This is a genomic window from Neptunomonas qingdaonensis, from assembly GCF_900113275.1.
Classification (GTDB): Bacteria; Pseudomonadota; Gammaproteobacteria; order Pseudomonadales; family Balneatricaceae; genus Neptunomonas; species Neptunomonas qingdaonensis.
Genome location: NZ_FOOU01000002.1, coordinates 260631 through 275985, shown reverse-complemented (window position 1 = coordinate 275985; position 15355 = coordinate 260631). Strand labels below are relative to the sequence as shown.

The window sequence follows — 15355 nt, the reverse complement described above, 5'->3', positions numbered from 1 at the left end:
GGCAACCGCCGCATAGGTATTTTAAGTAGCTGAATTAAAACAATTGTTTTTTATAATTATCAAGAAGTACCCCCAGAAGTACCCCCATAAATTAGGTGCTTAAAATATTAAGCGGGTTATTGGGTTTGAGCTGGTGGTTATCCAATTTCCTTGGTTTGTGGGGATTAGGAAGGTGTACGAAAGTTTCGCATACGACTACTTGGGCGCACTTTCCCGAAGGACTAGCCTATAATTGATTTGGCACCCACCTGCCTAAACGCTTGATCTTGTTCGACTCAGATCCATTTAAGTCGCTGTCGACCCGAAGCAGCCAAAACGTAAATCGTAATATATATGGTTTAACGTTTGACTGCGTGACTTACACATAAAAGCTTATCGGTTATTCAGCATTGCAATAACCCGTGGGTCATTATCCATCATATGCTTAAAATTATTTTCGAGGATATGGCTCTGATTTTTATTGATCACAGACTCATAATGTTTCTCGAAAGTGTCTACACCCGCATTTATCAGAGTTTGATGATAATTACGTCGAACAATTTCACTGTACTCGTCTCGGTACTGTTTCGGAATTTCCGCTAATTTTACGCCGTTCGTCGGTGCTACATACGGGCTATATTGGTTGATTTCGTCGAGTAACTCCATACTAGAAGAGTAATCGCCTAACCATGCAGGTACTTGAAACATTTCTAAAGGGGGATAGTTTGAACGGTCGCCTTCCATATCATATTTTGCGGCGGTTCTCCCTGCCTCAGATATTGTTACGTTATTTGATACTTTCGCTTCGTGTTGATTTGGCCTAACTGCTTCTAAGTACGCGCTCGATTTATTCGATATAGCATTGATTGAAGCCGCATTATTAACACTCGATATATCCATGATCTTGCATCCCTATTTGCTCTTGTCAATCCATCGATACCGGAAACCCGCTGCCGGTATACTGCAATTCCCTGCCGTTTTTCTCATGTATATTGAGAAAAAGTGCACTAATAGATCAGTAGCAAATTTTGTTCCACTAAAAATTTAATTAAAGAGACACGAGAGGAGGTTTTTATTATAAGAAGGTTCTCCATAAATACTTCTATGACTCCTTTTGGCACTTAGCGGACTGCCAGATCTAACTAAAATTTTCTAGTTGAGACTGTCGGTTCAAGTTTTAGCTACTACGGCGGTATCAGGAATTTCAGGCACAAAAAAACTGCCCATTAAGGCGGTGTTCTATGTTTCCTCTGCAATTGCCTTGCCCTTAAGCGAGCTATTGCCTCTATCAATTGATAAACCCTCAAAAAAACTATCCTTAGTTAGCTCCTCACGTAAAACAATGACATCTTTAGGCGCTTCAATCCTAAGGCGTGTAGATTTACCATCATCAATACATCAATACATCAATACATCAATACATCAATACATCAATACATCAATACATCAATACATCAATACATCAATACATCGATCCATCTCAATGCGGATGTCATCTCCAATGTAGAGGCTTTCACCATCTCTTAACGTTATCACCAACATGTTTGCTTCCCTGCGGTTGATTGCTGATGTCTTAACTTACAGGCTATTAAGATGAAAGGGGACAGGTTATAGGCATTTTGTGCCACGTTTCGCATTCTTAATAACCCTAATTATCATCCAAGTCACGAATGATAGACGGGCGTGACATGTCACAAACTTTAATAGTTATATTATGACTCATCAGCTCTGAGGGGTTAATGATCTCTTTCAATGCTTCGGTGTGGTATGTGCTCACCTTGGGCGGTCATATATCCATCTATCATCTGCTCTCTGAAATCGTGGGGTATTTTTAGCTTTAAGCCGGATGTTTGTATATCTTGAACACGCCAGCCGTTGAGAGCCATTACAGCGTCATGCTGGTGGTTCAATTGTTTGCTTGCCATATATCCTTTTTTAATGCTTTAAGGCTGCCTGCCTTTCTTCAATATCTTCCAATATCTAATCCCTTGCCTATTTGTCGTTTGTATAATGGGAGGGGATAGCAATCTCTTCGGTGTCTACTAGTGAACACCATCCCACTTAGACATACTCATACGTGTCTAAAATTAAAAACAGAAACCGGCTGGAACTTAATATCGTGATCTCGGTAACGATCTACTTTGATCCAATCCTTAAATTGAGTAACGGGTAATTGCCATTACTGTATACGTTTTCAAAGTCAATAAATGCCAGCAGGTAGGGCATAACCAATATAAGGTTTCGAAGCTGTGGCAATCTCGTCCTTATCTCCCGCAAGCCTTACCGTTGCCTTGAAGCTAAACCTTAGGGTGGTCTAGCAGTGATCTAGGGGTAATCAGGCTGTTACTGTTTAGCATTATCAAAAGCTAACTGGTGGATTATGCCCAAAGTGAGTTTTATTAGGGGTAGGGGGTTGTGGGTGTGTCCAAATCTGACCTATCCCTTGTCGCAACCTTGTCTCTGTTTGACCAACTTTAGTACCTTCTACCCCATATAATCAGGGTCATCTGGCGGTTATATAAACCCTATTTATTGCGCTGTTTACATGGCTCTATCGATCAGCCGAATAACCTGGCCTAGTATCTCGATCGAACCAATATCATGATCTGCTATTACTTCGTCGGGATAAAGGGCTTTATCGGCGTTATCACACACAACACGCCACAAACCCCCTAATTGTCGTATGAAACGCTTTTTACAATCTCGTCGCCTAGCATGAGCGCGTATAGATTGCCGCTTAAAGGGGTGTTAGCGGCTGTGTGAATTAGTATCGTGTCACTATTCTGCAAAGTATCGGCCATAGTGTCGCCTGATACGCTGAAAACCTTAATAGCGTTAGCTGCGACTCCTGATTGATCGATAATTAACTGGTGTACCGGATAACCTGAGTTGTTATTGAACGAATCGACTAACGCAAAGTTATCATCACCTGGCTTTATATCACCACCGGGCTGATCATCATCATCACCGAAGGCAAGCCACTTCACGCTGCACTTTAATACCTTGGCGAGTTTTTCAAGATTATTGCCCTTGGGATGACACATCGTTCCATTTACCCAGCCGCTTATCGTGCCTCTTGATACACCGATACGTCTATAGATAGCCGCTTGGTTGAGGTTTAGCTCCCTCATCCTTTTATTCAACCTATCTGAAAACTTGTCCATTCAAACACCTCAATATAGTTCGATCCACCACTATCCATAAACAGCGGAACAGACCCACCCAAAGCGGCGAAATTAGCGCCTAACGGGTTAGTTACTTAGTCTTGACTATCTAGGCTGTCACCCATCTGCAGAACGCGTTTGACAGACAAGGGCGCGATTGCTGCGATAACATTGAGCGTTACCTATTTTGTTAATAAGGCTGGGATAGATGGTTAATTATGAAAGCAGGCACTCCAAAACACCTTCCCTATCACGCGAAAATCATTAAGAGTCTCGCCGGTTATTACTTCATCGTCATAGTCTCCGTTCGTAGATCTTGCTCTAATTCCGCCAGGTATCCGGTAGAGCTGCTTTACTCGCAACATTCCGGAATAGTCAACAGCGTATAGCTTACCGTCTGTAATAGCTGTTTTAGACGTATCTATCGCCACTGTAGACCCGTCCGGCAGTCGTGGCTCCATTGCGTCACCTAGGACAAAACAGTAAACAACGCTATCCTCATTAACACCCTGGCTATCTAACGCAGCTTTGGTGAAGAGTAGTTTGTTTTCTTCGGACTGAATAACGTCGGTAACGCCTGTGCCGGGGACGCGCTCAAACTCGATAAGTTGCGATAGCTTTATATAGTCACTATCAACAATGCCCGATTCAAGCCGTGGATGTGCTGGGTTCTCATCACCACCAAACGCCAGCCACTTAGGTTCGCATCTAAGAAGAGAGGCCAACTTTACCAGGTTATCACCTGTCGGCGTGTTAAAGCCGTTCACCCACTGACTTATTGTGCCTCTTGATATGCCCATTCGTTTATAGATATCGACCTGTTTAAGGCGATGCTGGTGCATTTTCTGAATGATTCTATCTCTAATTTCGCTCATGAAGGCCTCGCCTTGTTGGTTTTGCGATCATAAACTTTTAAAGTTTATTTGTGCTTGATATGGTTTATATAGTGTAGCCAGAGCTTGTATTGATGAAGCTGACGCATATAGTCTGGATATTAAAATCGTCTTAATGGGTATTTCCTTATGATTAGTTAGCTGTAAGTGGTTTGAGCCTTCAGCTATCGTAGGTAGTAATATGAGAATGGCGTAAATTAACCGGATCATAAGTGGTACGTTTGCCTTGATTGGAACGAAGTAGGGCGTTACTGATTTTGGAAGTATTAATCGGGTTTTGGATTCGAAGGTGTTTCGGCTGATGGCTTATCAATCAGAGGATGGGGTTTTGTTGATCTACTGGAGTCATCTTTCTGTAGAGATGACTTGGGTGGATTTTGTTCCATATGAAGCTTTAATCTCTGCCCTGAGATTAGGTAGGGTGTCAGGCAATTTATTTTGCTCATAGTCAGCGCTCCCTGCGTCGTGAATAGAATATGGTATAGATTTTTTCTGTATGAATACAAGTATCAAATTTAAGCTCTGTACTTGGTCTTGTGATACTTCGCTGTTGCTTCCCGTTTTTCTTTGTCTATCTGTACCTGTGGCTTGCGCTTTAGTTCCCCGTTTTGAATCTGTTTCATCAGCTTTACTACTCGTTGTGCTTTCGCTTCATCCATTGTTATTCTCCAGCGCACCGAGCGCAACATTAATTGGTTGATCAAAGTAGACGATGGCTTATGCCGCCTGCCACTATCTAGGGGGGGGGCTTCTTCTGCATTGAAGGCAATTGATCTTAATACGATATACACCGTGAAAGTTGTTTTTTTATTCGATGGTTAAAAAACGGTCAATAAAAGCGCGTCTTTAGTGGCAGTATCGATATATTAAGGGGGATAATTGCCTAATGATTTAGGATAAAAAATCGAGAGGGCGAAGATGGGGGGTATCGGTAGTGGTAGGGGGTTTGGGTGGAATCGTAAGGCGACTACTGAAACGGTAAAGCGTCTTGATATCCGTTTTATGCGCAAGCAGGGATTCTTAGAACCCGGTGGTGTGGGAGCGTTACAGTGGCGTTTGGGTGGGCGGCTGCGTGGAGATATCTTGTTTCGTGGCTACGACGATAAGCTGGTTTTCCATTACCGGGTCGATGGAGAGGATGAGGCATATTCTGTTAAGCAAGAAGTCGCTCTAACACGCACGCCCTGCCATTTTGGTGGAACACGGTTATGGTTTAGCTGCCCTTGCTGTCATAAGCGTGTCGGGTTGTTATATGCGCCACAAAGTAATTTTAAATGTAGGCTTTGCCACAAGCTCCCTTATGCTTCGCAGCAACAAGGGGCGATGGATAACGCGATCAGCCAAAAGCATCAGTTAGGTGAGCGTATCTTTGAGAACTATAAACAGGGTCGGGGTTCCCAAAAGAGGAAAGGTTTACATTGGAAAACATTTCATAGGCTTCATATCAAGTATCAGTCCTATGAGCAAAGGTGGTGTCATTCTATGCTTAGGTATTTGGATCAGTCGGTGACGTAGCCACTGTCGGGTTTTGTGTAACATCATCTATAAAGTCCTGATATGCCGGTCAGTGTTCTGGCCTATATCAGTTTAGTTTTGTATGTTTTTAAATATAGGTAACCTGTAATTTAAAGTGTATAGGTATGGTTATATATAAGACTCTCCAATACGGGAGAAGAGAAAGTCCTAAAAACTCCTAATAGATCTCCTATATGGAATAGGTAAGTTGTTGTAATAAGGTCAGCCACTCCATATAGGAGTACTAACCGTCCAGACCTATTCCACAGTGGAGAGCATAATTCTACAAAGTTTTTTCTTTGGGCTTGTGTTTCCATGTCGATTTATCCTTACACCAATAAGCCAAGGGTACAGGGTTGGGCTTTATGTCTTTGTCATACTCAAGGCCTTTGGGCTCATCAATTCCGTTCCATGTAATAGCCACTAGTGTTGGTCGTCCTCTGACCTTCCAGCCTTGCCTAGTGACAACTAGAAAACCCTTATCCTCTAATGATCTAAATGCTCGATACAGTGAGCTAGAAGCCCAGCCTCGTTTTTTCATTAACGTTAGGCAAGGGGATAGTACGCCATTATTATGGCCATTGAATTGAAACAATAAGTCTATCAATAGCTTGACCTCTGCGGCTTTTAAAGACGCGCCTTGCTGAGATTGCAATACAGAGAAAGGAATCCCTGCAAACCGCTTCGTACTTTTCCTGTCACGACTGGCCATTCATCACCCCTTGAGTATTAGGGAGGGCGTCTTGCCTTTAAGGCCATCACTAGCCCGTATCAGCAAGTCATCAGGGGTGGGTCGATCAAGGTATTCTCCGTCTTTCTTGTCCATATCAGCAAACCAGCGTTCAAGTAGATAGGAAATTCCAAGGACTAGGGATTTTTTCTTATCGCTTTCTGTACCCGTTGACATAATATCTAAAGCGATTTTTTGAAGGAGTCCGTGGTTTTTTCCGCCCTGATTTCTGATGTGTTGCAGATAGATATATCCTAAAGCTTTGTCTGTACCAAAGCCCGGTATTTGGTCGCCAGTATATGTGCCAACAAGAAAGAGGGGGCGGTGTAAAGTGACTTTGGCTTGCGGTTTGTGAATAACAGTCATTCAGCCAGCTCCTTCACAAGTGTCCAGCTAGTGACCACCGTAAAGGCGGGTAATAGGCTTCTGGCTTCGCTTAGGCTGTAAGCGGTAACGCTGTAGCGGTTGATCAGGTTGTTGACTGAAACTGCGGTGTAGCGTTTTAAGGTGCGGGTATTAGGTGTGTACTTTGGTAAGGTGTCTAATTGTGAATTAGGGTGGGTCGGATTGCTGCGAGACAATGCCAAGCTAGGAAGGTCTTGTGGATGAGTTTTCTTTAGCTTCCGCTCCATTTTACCTAACACGATGAAACATATCTTTTTATGGGCAGTTGGTTTATGTGGTTTTGAGGGCTGATTACCTAGTTGTGTTCCAGCGTGTGGGTGCTTAGTCCAACTAATTAGGCCTACGTTATGAATCGTAAAACGAACGGGGGCGAATAGTAGGGCGTTAATCATGCTCATCATGCCGATACCTCCAGTCCATTAAAGCCGGTTGATAGTTGTTTGAGCTTGCCTTTTACCGCCTGATAGGCTTTCTTGTGATCAAATCCCTCTTGTAATGCTTGCTGATATACGCGATTAGCCATAGCCATTGCTAACCCGACCATTAGCCTGACCTCTGCTGTCTGGTGGTGGCGAGTGCCCGGGCGAATACAAAAGGTAGCATTGATTAGTTTTTCGAGGTTCATGTGGTGAATGTTTGCGGGTGTTGAGCTGCCTGATTTATCCACCAAAGTTTGGAGGCTATCATGAGCAGCGTGATAGAAGGGAATGTAATTACCGCTTGCCTCCAATGCATCACGCGCTTGATCAAACGCCTTGATTAGCTGAACTTTGAGTTCTATTGCTTCTGGGGTGTTGCGCGTAAGAGTGAGCAGGAACTCGGCTTGGGATCTATTGAGTAAAGCAAAGCGTGTGGGTTGGCCTTTAGACTTCGCCATTTGAAATGGGAGAGTTCCAAAGCGTGCAATTTGCGAGCTGTACTTATCGATTACCTGTATCGTGGCTTTATGATCTACGCCTAACTTTTCGGCAATGATGCGGCTATCAACTAGCAGTTCGTGTCCGGCGTGTTTTATCTTGATAGTGTTGGTCATAGCTTCATCTCCTTGTGATTCTTAACAAGAGGCTTGACGATTTCGAGGCTGACATTGCTTAAGGCCTCTAGTTGAACAAGTGACCTTGTTATCAGGTATTTAAGTACGATGGTCTGTTTTGGTAATGGTTTTGCTTTATTGTTGGTCACCGCTGTCGGGGTGGCTGTTAGTTCCTTTTTCATATTTAAATCCTCCCTGCTTCATCAATGCGCTCTTGGATCCACGCTTGAACTTCGCTTTCCAGCCACGCTACACGAGAGCCTCCCATGCTATATGGTTTCACGAATGTTCCTTCTTTGATTTTTTTGTATAGATTTGATTTAGAAAGAGAAGTTGATTTCTGGACTTCTTGTCGATTAATAAATCGTTTCATTGTTTTTCTCCGCATAAACGCAAAAACCCGCCGAAGCAGGTTGGTTGGGTTGGTGTGTGAATTTCAGGCATAAAAAAACCCGCCGAAGCAGGTTTGATTAAAAGGTTTTCAAATTACAGGCATAAAAAAACCCGCACAGGGCGAGCTTAATTAAAGTAACTTGTATGTTTAAGGGCTTTCATTTTGCCATACCTCGACAGAATGGGAAAATAGTGCCAAAACGGGGCATCGGTGTCAACACATAAAGGCAAAGAATAAGACCGCTGGGTGCTTACTTATTACTTAATTTTTCTGAAATTAGCAGTTATCACGTTCCCAGCTAATGCCTGGGCTTTGAGCTGATCTAGGTAGTCTGACCACCTTTGCATCATGTCTGTGCGTTGCTTTAAGTGTTTAGTGCGATTGTAAGCTCTGCCGTTTGCATCCTTTACCGCATGAGCTAATTGTTGCTCTATCCACTCTACACGAAAGCCTAAGACCTCATCGAGGAGTGTTCTTGCCATTGCTCTGAAGCCGTGGGGTGTCATGGTTTCGTTGTCGTATCCCATTGTCCTAAGTGCCACTCTTAGCGCGTTTTCCGACATACAGCGGCTCATGCCTCTAGCTGATGGGAATATATATTCACTGCGCCCTGTTATCGGATGAAGCTCTTCAAGGATTTTAAGCGCCTGCTTACTTAGTGGGATTATGTGTTGCTGGTGGGTTTTGCTGGCTGTAATCTCTATGCGTTGTTCATCATGGTTCATATCGCTCCACTTCAAGTGGCGTATTTCCCCAGGACGACAAAAGAACAGGGCTGAGAGCTGTAGGGCGGCTTTAACGGTGTGAGTGCCTTTAAAGCTATCAATGGCCACCAGCAAGTGACCAACATCTTTAGGTTCGGTCAGTGCTGAATAATGCTTTGTAGTTGTAGGTGCTAATGCGCCTTTAAGATCAGGGGTAGGATCGCGATCTGCTCTGCCGGTGGCTATGGCATATCTAAACACTTGTCCGGCTAACTGCTTGGCTCTTTGTGCTGTTTGCGCTGCGCCTCTGAGCTCGGTTTTTCTTAGTGCCATTAATAGCATTGGAGCCGTGATTTCTTGAATCGATTTACTTCCAATGACTGGAAAAAGGTCAACCTCTAACATGCGCTTAGCCCGTACTCTGTGTGTTTCGGCTTTGTCTTTCATGTGACTGGCGAACCACTCAAGAGCGATTGCTTGAAAGCTGTTTTCAGCATTTCGCTTACTGGTGGCCTTGGCTGCCTGCTTGTGAGCCTGTGGGTCAACACCATCACTTAACAATGCTCTTGATGTGTTAAGTACCGTTCTAGCTTTAGCTAAAGTGATTTCAGGGTAAACGCCGATTGATAGTAGTTTCTCTTTATCGTTAAAGCGGTATTTCATGCGCCAATACTTCCCACCGCTTCGCTTCACAAGCAAATATAAGCCCTTTTCATCAAATAGCTTGTAGTCTTTATCCTGTGGCTTTGCTGCCTGTATTTGCTTATGAGTCAGAGCCATTTTGATAACCTTTCCTTGTCGGCTGAATACCCTGTTTGGGGGTACTTTTTTTTAGATACCGAAAGTACCCCCAGAAATACCCCTTAGTTTGGGGGTATTTTGAGAGAACGTACCGGAACGCATAGGAATTGATATTAGGCTACAGGATGTGTGGTTGCAAGGGAGGTAGGACGTTATGAGCACTGTGAGGAATGCTGTATGGTGTCCCAGGCAGGATTCGAACCTGCGACCTGCCCCTTAGGAGGGGGCTGCTCTATCCAGCTGAGCTACTGAGACAAAAATAGATAAACAATTATAGCTAAAAAATGTTTGATCAAAGAGTAACGTTTAAGATCCGGTATATTAAGGGTTTTTTATTAAGCTGAAAAGTAATCATCAGTTTTTCTGGGTTTTATTTGGAAATAGACAGAAGAGTAGCGAGGTATATAGGTTACCGGTACGCTTGTATCGATAGCGGGGAGTATCCGTCTAACGTGGCTATGAATAGGATCAGGCTTTGCCAATATGAGATTGGCCGGTGTAATTCCCTTTTGCCCCTTTAGCTGTGTACAAAGAGTTGCTGGGTTTTTGTCCGCGCAAGACTGATAGTAACTTATCAAGGTTGTGGCTGTTGCGCATCAATACCTGCTCATTTCGCTGATTAGCATCCATAGTGGCTTTTAGTATTGTTTCAAGATCATTCCAGTGGCTTGTAAACTGTATGATCAGTGCTTTATTCTGGGTTTGCGCAATCAAAGAATCCAAGCCATCCTTAGAAACAGGTAGGCCTGTTTGGATCAGATGTTCCGCTCTGGAACGATTGTTTTGATCAAATTGGCTGAGAACGCCTTGTTTTTCCAGATTGATACTATGGATTAAATCAATCTCTCGTGACTTCAATGCTTCTAGCTCTTGATCCAGTAGTACTTTCAAGCGGCCTAAAATGCTAATGCCCTCGTAGGCGAGGGCATCAATGGCAGAGAGTGTAGAAGAGAGATCAGTCATACGAGTTACTCCAGCATGGCATCAAAATCAATCATCTTCTGCGCAACACTTTCAGCATCGACCTTATAACTACCACTATCAATGGCTGCTTTAAGGCTGGCAACACGTTCGCTGTTAATATCGGGCGTGTTGGCAATTTTTGCGTCAGCCGCTTGCATTACCTTGACGGTGTCGCTGAGCTCGACGGTATCTTTTGAAACAGGTTTGGCTGCGGCGTTGCTAACCGATGCCGCACCTTCGTCATTACGCTGGGTGCTAATCTTTTCACGAGCACTCAACGCTTGCTGCGAAAAGGAACTGTTAAGATTAATAGCCATTTTTCTACCCTCAAAATCTATGTATACGTTAATTAGCGGCTCTGAATTGCAAAACTTTAGGGGTAAAGTGAAAAAATTTTCTAATTAATTAATATTGGCTTAATTATAAACAGACACTCATCTAATAGCTACCGCGAGACAGAAACGACGCCTCTGCTTTTTATATAGGCGCGGATCACTTTCTGTGATTTGTTATTGATAACACGGATCTGCTCACCATACCTTCCACTGTCCAGTGCCGTGCCTTGTGTTCTGACGGAAAGAGTGCCGATAGTGGCTTCAATAATGACACTGTCATTGCGATTGATTAGCTCAGGAATCACTAATAAATTGGAGGTGAGCAGTGTACCGGTGGCTATGTTACGGCGGGCTATCAAGGTCAGCAGTTGTTCGGGTTTTGTAAAATAGCTTTGGTTTAATGTACTAATATTTTGTTGTGTAAAGTGCAGGTCTCTGGCGCTCAGGGATGCTCCTTTGAGGATGGGGCGCTTAGCAGTAGCAACCATCGAGAGTATGTCGACCCGGGCCGTTACGTAAACACTCCACGTATCAGGAGCCGTGCAGCTGACCCTGATTGATAAACGCCCTCCTGACGGTATATCAGCAGGTAGTGGAATAGAAAAGTCATAACATTTTTTGTTATTTACCTGATCATTAATGGGGTTTACGACTATATTAATATGAGATTCAGGATGCATTGCTTTGAAATGCTTATAGATCTGTGCTTCCAGGGTGGTTTGCAAAGAGTTAGCTATGCTGTGTGTGGGTAGTAAAAAAGAACTTAATATAATAATGAGCGTGCCGATAACGGGCATTATTCGAAAATAACTCACGGTGGCTCCTGAATTCGTACAGGATGGTTGTCGTGGTGTCACTGTTACAGTGGCATTAGATTTGGTATAGATGATGTCAGGTATTCTAGATACTGTAAACCTGCGTACTCAAATGGTAGGGCAGAACCGTTTAGAGCTTTTATTATTCTCGCTTGAAACCGATCAGGTATACGGTATTAATGTATTTAAAGTACGAGAAGTGCTGCAATGTCCTAAATTGACGGAAGTTCCCCGACAGACAACTTCGGTTAAAGGTATGGCACATATTCGCGGTGAAACGATACCCGTTCTGGATCTTTCTGAAGCGGTAGGGCGTATCGGTATCCCTAATGAAGAGCACCTGCAGTGCTTTTTAATTGTTGCAGAATATAATACCCGTACGCTGGCCTTTCTGGTGAGAAAAGTTGACCGGATTCTGAATACACAGTGGGATCAGATAATGGCGCCACCTGCAGAAATTGGCGGTGAAAATTATCTGACTGCGGTGTTTGAGTTTGAAGATAAATTGATTGAAATTCTCGACGTGGAGCAAATACTGGCAGACATATATCCTATGCATACAAAAGTCAGTGAAGCGCTGGCCACGCCGGAAATGAAGGTTAAAGCGAAAGCACATCATGTTTTATGCGTTGATGATTCGAGTGTAGCACGCAAGCAAATGCAGCGAAGCCTTGAAGATCTGGGTGTTAAAGTAACAACATGTAATAACGGAAAAGTTGCCTGGGACATGCTTAATAACCTGGCAGAGAAAGGCAATGATGTTACCGAGCTATTTTTAATGATGATATCAGATATTGAAATGCCGGAAATGGATGGATATACCCTCGCAGCGATGATTCGTGAAGATCCGCGAATGCATAAAATGCATATTGTGCTGCACTCTTCATTGAGTGGAGGCTTTAACGTCTCCATGGTGAAAAAGGTCGGTGCGGATGGCTTTTTAGCTAAGTTCAATGCTGATGATTTGGCGAGTGTGGTTATTGAACGGATAAAAACAGTTGAGCAACGGTCATAGAATGGAATCATAGTGATGACTGAGCGTGTAGGCGCCTTCAAAATAACGCCGAATGAGTTCGTTGTGTTTAGTCAGTTTTTGGAAAAAAACTGCGGGATACTGCTGGCAGCGCATAAACAGTACCTTGTGCAGAGTAGACTTGGGAAAATCATGCATGAGAACTCGCTGGATAATCTGATTTCCCTTGTACAGCAGCTTGAAACACCCGGGGGTCATCAGCTCAAAGATAAAGTTATCGATGCGATGACGACTAATGAAACGCTTTGGTTTCGTGATATACACCCCTACGATATTCTTAAAAATAAGCTTTTGCCTGAAATAAGGAAAAAGAAAAGCCGTCAAAAAATACGCCTATGGTCGGCTGCCTGCTCTACCGGACAAGAGCCCTACTCAATGAGCATGATTATTGATGAATATAAACGTGCGAATCCGGGCTTCTCTTTGTCGGGAGAGGAGATTATCGCGACAGATATATCGTCAAGTGTTTTGCAGCAAGCTCGCTCAGGTGAATATGAGATGTTGGCGTTGGGGCGAGGCCTTGAAAAGGAGCGGCTGCAGAAGTATTTTAAAGCGAATATCAATGGTTCCTGGACCATTAACCCTGATATAAAATCCAGAGTTCGTTTCCAAAGTATTAATCTGTTAGGTCAGTATTCCGGTTTGGGGCAATTCGATATTATTTTCTGTCGAAATGTGATGATCTATTTTTCTTCAGAAGTGAAAATAGAAATTTTACGTAAAATGCATAAACAGCTCACCCCTGGCGGCTACCTGCTGTTGGGTGCATCTGAGTCTCTGGCGGGATTAGCTGATTGTTACAAAATGATTCATTGCCGCCCGGGCATTATTTACCAGGCGATCTAGCCTGAGAACTGCAACACAAAGCGGCAAAATAAAGCGGCAATCGAGTGCCGCTTTTTTATTTTCTATCCTGGCAAATAACTTCTTATTCCTCGCGATCTCCTGTTGTACGGCGCTTTTGTGTGTTTGGCATAGACATTGCTTTAATCTATTTACACAGTATGAGGTGATGTATGGCGATCAGTTTTGACAAAGCATTAGGGATACACGATGACGCAGTTGCACTGCGCTCTACGCGTGCAGAAGTTATTGCGAATAACATTGCTAATGCTGATACGCCAAATTTCCAGGCTCGTGATATTGATTTTAAGAGTGTGCTGCAGGATGTGCAGGGTTTAAAAGGGACTCAGCAAAATCAGGCGCCACTGAAAATGGTGAATACGCATGCTGCACATAACGATAGCGTTATCCATCCTGATTTTGCGGCAGAGTTGATGTTTCGCACGCCGATGCAGCCAGCTGTAGATGGTAATACGGTGGATGTGCAGGAAGAGATGGCTCGTTATACAGAAAACGCTTTAGGTTATCAGGCTTCATTTGATTTTCTGAACCGTAAATTTAAAGGTCTAACCAGCGCGATTAAGGGTGAATAAGTATGTCATTGGCAAATATATTTCATATAGCGGGTTCAGCAATGAGTGCTCAAACCATCAGGTTGAACACAACCGCCAGTAATATGGCCAATGCCGATAGCGTTAGTTCCAGTGTGGATCAAACCTATAGAGCGCGTAAACCGGTGTTTGCATTGCAGGAACCATCGCTAGAGCAAGTAACCAATATGGATTCTGGCTTGTTACCCGGGCAGGGCGTGCAGGTTAAAGGTATCGTAGAAAGCCAGGCGCCATTGCGTACCGAATACAATCCCAGCCACCCGTTAGCCGATGAAAAAGGCTATGTGCATTACCCAAACGTGAATGTGGTTGAAGAGATGGCGGACATGATTTCAGCATCACGATCTTTCCAGATCAATGCAGAAATCATGAACACAGCAAAACAGATGGTGCAGCGTGCTCTCACGCTGGGTCAGTAATTAAATTTTAATATAAAAGAGTTGAGGTCGCGACATGGCTGATATCAACGGTGTAAATGCAACGTCGGTTTATGAGCAGATAAACAAGGCAAATCAGTCGACTTCTGACAGTAAAACGCAGTCTCAGTCAGACAGCGATATGTTTATGAAGTTGATGATTGCGCAGCTGAAAAATCAGGATCCTACCAGTCCGGCGGATACCGCTGATTTTATGCAGCAGATTTCTAACATGAGTTCAGTTGAGAGTATTAATAACCTCAACACGACCATGACGGAGATGAGTAGCGCCTTATTAACCAGTCAGGCGGCTTTACAGGCATCCTCTATGGTGGGGCAGACCGCGTTTGTGAAAACAGATGCCGCCGTGCTCGATAGTGGAGGGAACATTGAAGGTGTACTAAGCTTGCCTGATAGCGCCTCAGATGTGCGCGTGTCTATCTATGATGCAGCGGGCAGCGTAGTGGATAGTTGGTCAATGGGGTCTAAAACTTCAGGTGATCATAACTTTAGCTGGCAGGTAGGCGATCGCGATCCGCAAAGTAAGTATCGCGTCGTAGTGGAAGCAACCGATAAGGATGGCATTTATACACCGACAGAAAGCTATATCGGCCATCGGGTAGACAGTGTGACATTAGGACAAAACGGTATTGGTATGAAAGTAAATACCGGTGCAGGTTCGGTCAGTATTAATGACATCAAGCAAATAGGTTAATGAGAG

22 protein-coding genes and 1 tRNA gene are annotated in these 15355 nt (G+C 43.8%); 6 read left to right on the top strand and 17 right to left on the bottom strand.

Translation table 11 applies throughout. From position 1 onward, the window contains the following. Nucleotides 1-372: 372 nt before the first annotated feature. From BM099_RS04200 to BM099_RS20385, 6 genes are all read right to left on the bottom strand, one after another. Nucleotides 373-879: a hypothetical protein gene (locus BM099_RS04200; RefSeq protein WP_090724858.1), complete on the bottom strand. Its 507-nt coding sequence runs from the start codon at nt 877-879 to the stop codon at nt 373-375. 546 nt (nt 880-1425) lie between these two features. Next, a complete protein-coding gene (locus tag BM099_RS20875) occupies nt 1426-1521 on the bottom strand; it encodes a carbon storage regulator (RefSeq protein WP_143083729.1) in 96 nt (31 codons plus the stop codon). A 194-nt stretch (nt 1522-1715) separates the two neighbouring features. Further along, complete coding sequence (locus BM099_RS04195) at nt 1716-1904, bottom strand: hypothetical protein (protein WP_090724855.1); 189 nt, start codon at nt 1902-1904, stop codon at nt 1716-1718. A 747-nt stretch (nt 1905-2651) separates the two neighbouring features. Beyond that, nucleotides 2652-3143, bottom strand: coding sequence for a LexA family transcriptional regulator (locus BM099_RS04190; RefSeq protein WP_090724853.1), 492 nt, complete (start codon nt 3141-3143; stop codon nt 2652-2654). Between the two features lie 212 nt (nt 3144-3355). Continuing rightward, nucleotides 3356-4018, bottom strand: coding sequence for a S24 family peptidase (locus tag BM099_RS04185; RefSeq protein ID WP_090724850.1), 663 nt, complete (start codon nt 4016-4018; stop codon nt 3356-3358). Nucleotides 4019-4551: 533 nt separating this feature from the next. After that, nucleotides 4552-4695 (bottom strand): hypothetical protein, encoded by a 144-nt coding sequence (locus BM099_RS20385; RefSeq protein WP_177201081.1) that lies wholly within the window; start codon nt 4693-4695, stop codon nt 4552-4554. A 259-nt stretch (nt 4696-4954) separates the two neighbouring features. Between BM099_RS20385 and BM099_RS04180 the strand changes: the two genes are divergently transcribed. Beyond that, nucleotides 4955-5551 carry a hypothetical protein gene (locus BM099_RS04180; protein ID WP_090724848.1) on the top strand — a complete coding sequence of 199 codons (597 nt, stop codon included), beginning with the start codon at nt 4955-4957 and terminating at the stop codon, nt 5549-5551. Nucleotides 5552-5834: 283 nt separating this feature from the next. On the opposite strand, the gene BM099_RS04175 is transcribed toward BM099_RS04180, so the two are convergent. The 11 genes from BM099_RS04175 to flgA form a co-directional block, all read right to left on the bottom strand. Continuing rightward, nucleotides 5835-6263, bottom strand: coding sequence for a hypothetical protein (locus BM099_RS04175; protein ID WP_090724845.1), 429 nt, complete (start codon nt 6261-6263; stop codon nt 5835-5837). Nucleotides 6264-6266: 3 nt separating this feature from the next. After that, the gene (locus tag BM099_RS04170; protein WP_090724842.1) at nt 6267-6647 is read right to left on the bottom strand and encodes a hypothetical protein; all 381 of its coding nucleotides are present in this window, start codon (nt 6645-6647) and stop codon (nt 6267-6269) included. Further along, nucleotides 6644-6913 (bottom strand): hypothetical protein, encoded by a 270-nt coding sequence (locus BM099_RS20260; protein WP_143083728.1) that lies wholly within the window; start codon nt 6911-6913, stop codon nt 6644-6646. The genes BM099_RS04170 and BM099_RS20260 overlap by 4 nt, the downstream gene beginning before the upstream one ends. Nucleotides 6914-7083: 170 nt before the next feature. Continuing rightward, nucleotides 7084-7719 carry a Rha family transcriptional regulator gene (locus BM099_RS04160; RefSeq protein WP_090724838.1) on the bottom strand — a complete coding sequence of 212 codons (636 nt, stop codon included), beginning with the start codon at nt 7717-7719 and terminating at the stop codon, nt 7084-7086. After that, the gene (locus BM099_RS04155) at nt 7716-7901 is read right to left on the bottom strand and encodes a hypothetical protein (RefSeq protein WP_090724836.1); all 186 of its coding nucleotides are present in this window, start codon (nt 7899-7901) and stop codon (nt 7716-7718) included. Before BM099_RS04155 ends, BM099_RS04160 begins: the two co-directional genes overlap by 4 nt. A 2-nt stretch (nt 7902-7903) precedes the next feature. Further along, nucleotides 7904-8092, bottom strand: a complete 189-nt coding sequence (locus BM099_RS04150) for a helix-turn-helix transcriptional regulator (RefSeq protein WP_232348859.1) — start codon at nt 8090-8092, stop codon at nt 7904-7906. 278 nt (nt 8093-8370) lie between these two features. Then, nucleotides 8371-9597: a tyrosine-type recombinase/integrase gene (locus tag BM099_RS04145; protein WP_090724831.1), complete on the bottom strand. Its 1227-nt coding sequence runs from the start codon at nt 9595-9597 to the stop codon at nt 8371-8373. 199 nt (nt 9598-9796) lie between these two features. After that, nucleotides 9797-9873, bottom strand: a tRNA-Arg gene (locus BM099_RS04140). A gap of 213 nt (nt 9874-10086) precedes the next feature. Continuing rightward, a complete protein-coding gene (locus BM099_RS04135) occupies nt 10087-10581 on the bottom strand; it encodes a flagella synthesis protein FlgN (RefSeq protein ID WP_090724828.1) in 495 nt (164 codons plus the stop codon). Between the two features lie 5 nt (nt 10582-10586). Then, nucleotides 10587-10898 carry a flagellar biosynthesis anti-sigma factor FlgM gene (flgM, locus tag BM099_RS04130; protein WP_090724824.1) on the bottom strand — a complete coding sequence of 104 codons (312 nt, stop codon included), beginning with the start codon at nt 10896-10898 and terminating at the stop codon, nt 10587-10589. A 128-nt stretch (nt 10899-11026) separates the two neighbouring features. Next, nucleotides 11027-11731: a flagellar basal body P-ring formation chaperone FlgA gene (flgA, locus tag BM099_RS04125; protein WP_143083727.1), complete on the bottom strand. Its 705-nt coding sequence runs from the start codon at nt 11729-11731 to the stop codon at nt 11027-11029. Nucleotides 11732-11804: 73 nt separating this feature from the next. Between flgA and BM099_RS04120 the strand changes: the two genes are divergently transcribed. The 5 genes from BM099_RS04120 (at nt 11805) to BM099_RS04100 (ending at nt 15349) form a co-directional block, all read left to right on the top strand. Continuing rightward, complete coding sequence (locus BM099_RS04120) at nt 11805-12746, top strand: chemotaxis protein CheV (RefSeq protein ID WP_090724818.1); 942 nt, start codon at nt 11805-11807, stop codon at nt 12744-12746. Between the two features lie 15 nt (nt 12747-12761). Further along, nucleotides 12762-13610, top strand: a complete 849-nt coding sequence (locus BM099_RS04115) for a CheR family methyltransferase (RefSeq protein WP_090724815.1) — start codon at nt 12762-12764, stop codon at nt 13608-13610. Between the two features lie 170 nt (nt 13611-13780). Next, nucleotides 13781-14200, top strand: a complete 420-nt coding sequence (gene flgB / locus BM099_RS04110; protein WP_090724812.1) for a flagellar basal body rod protein FlgB — start codon at nt 13781-13783, stop codon at nt 14198-14200. A gap of 2 nt (nt 14201-14202) precedes the next feature. Next, nucleotides 14203-14637, top strand: coding sequence for a flagellar basal body rod protein FlgC (gene flgC, locus BM099_RS04105; protein ID WP_090724810.1), 435 nt, complete (start codon nt 14203-14205; stop codon nt 14635-14637). Nucleotides 14638-14671: 34 nt separating this feature from the next. Next, complete coding sequence (locus tag BM099_RS04100; RefSeq protein ID WP_090724808.1) at nt 14672-15349, top strand: flagellar hook assembly protein FlgD; 678 nt, start codon at nt 14672-14674, stop codon at nt 15347-15349. Nucleotides 15350-15355 lie beyond the last annotated feature (6 nt).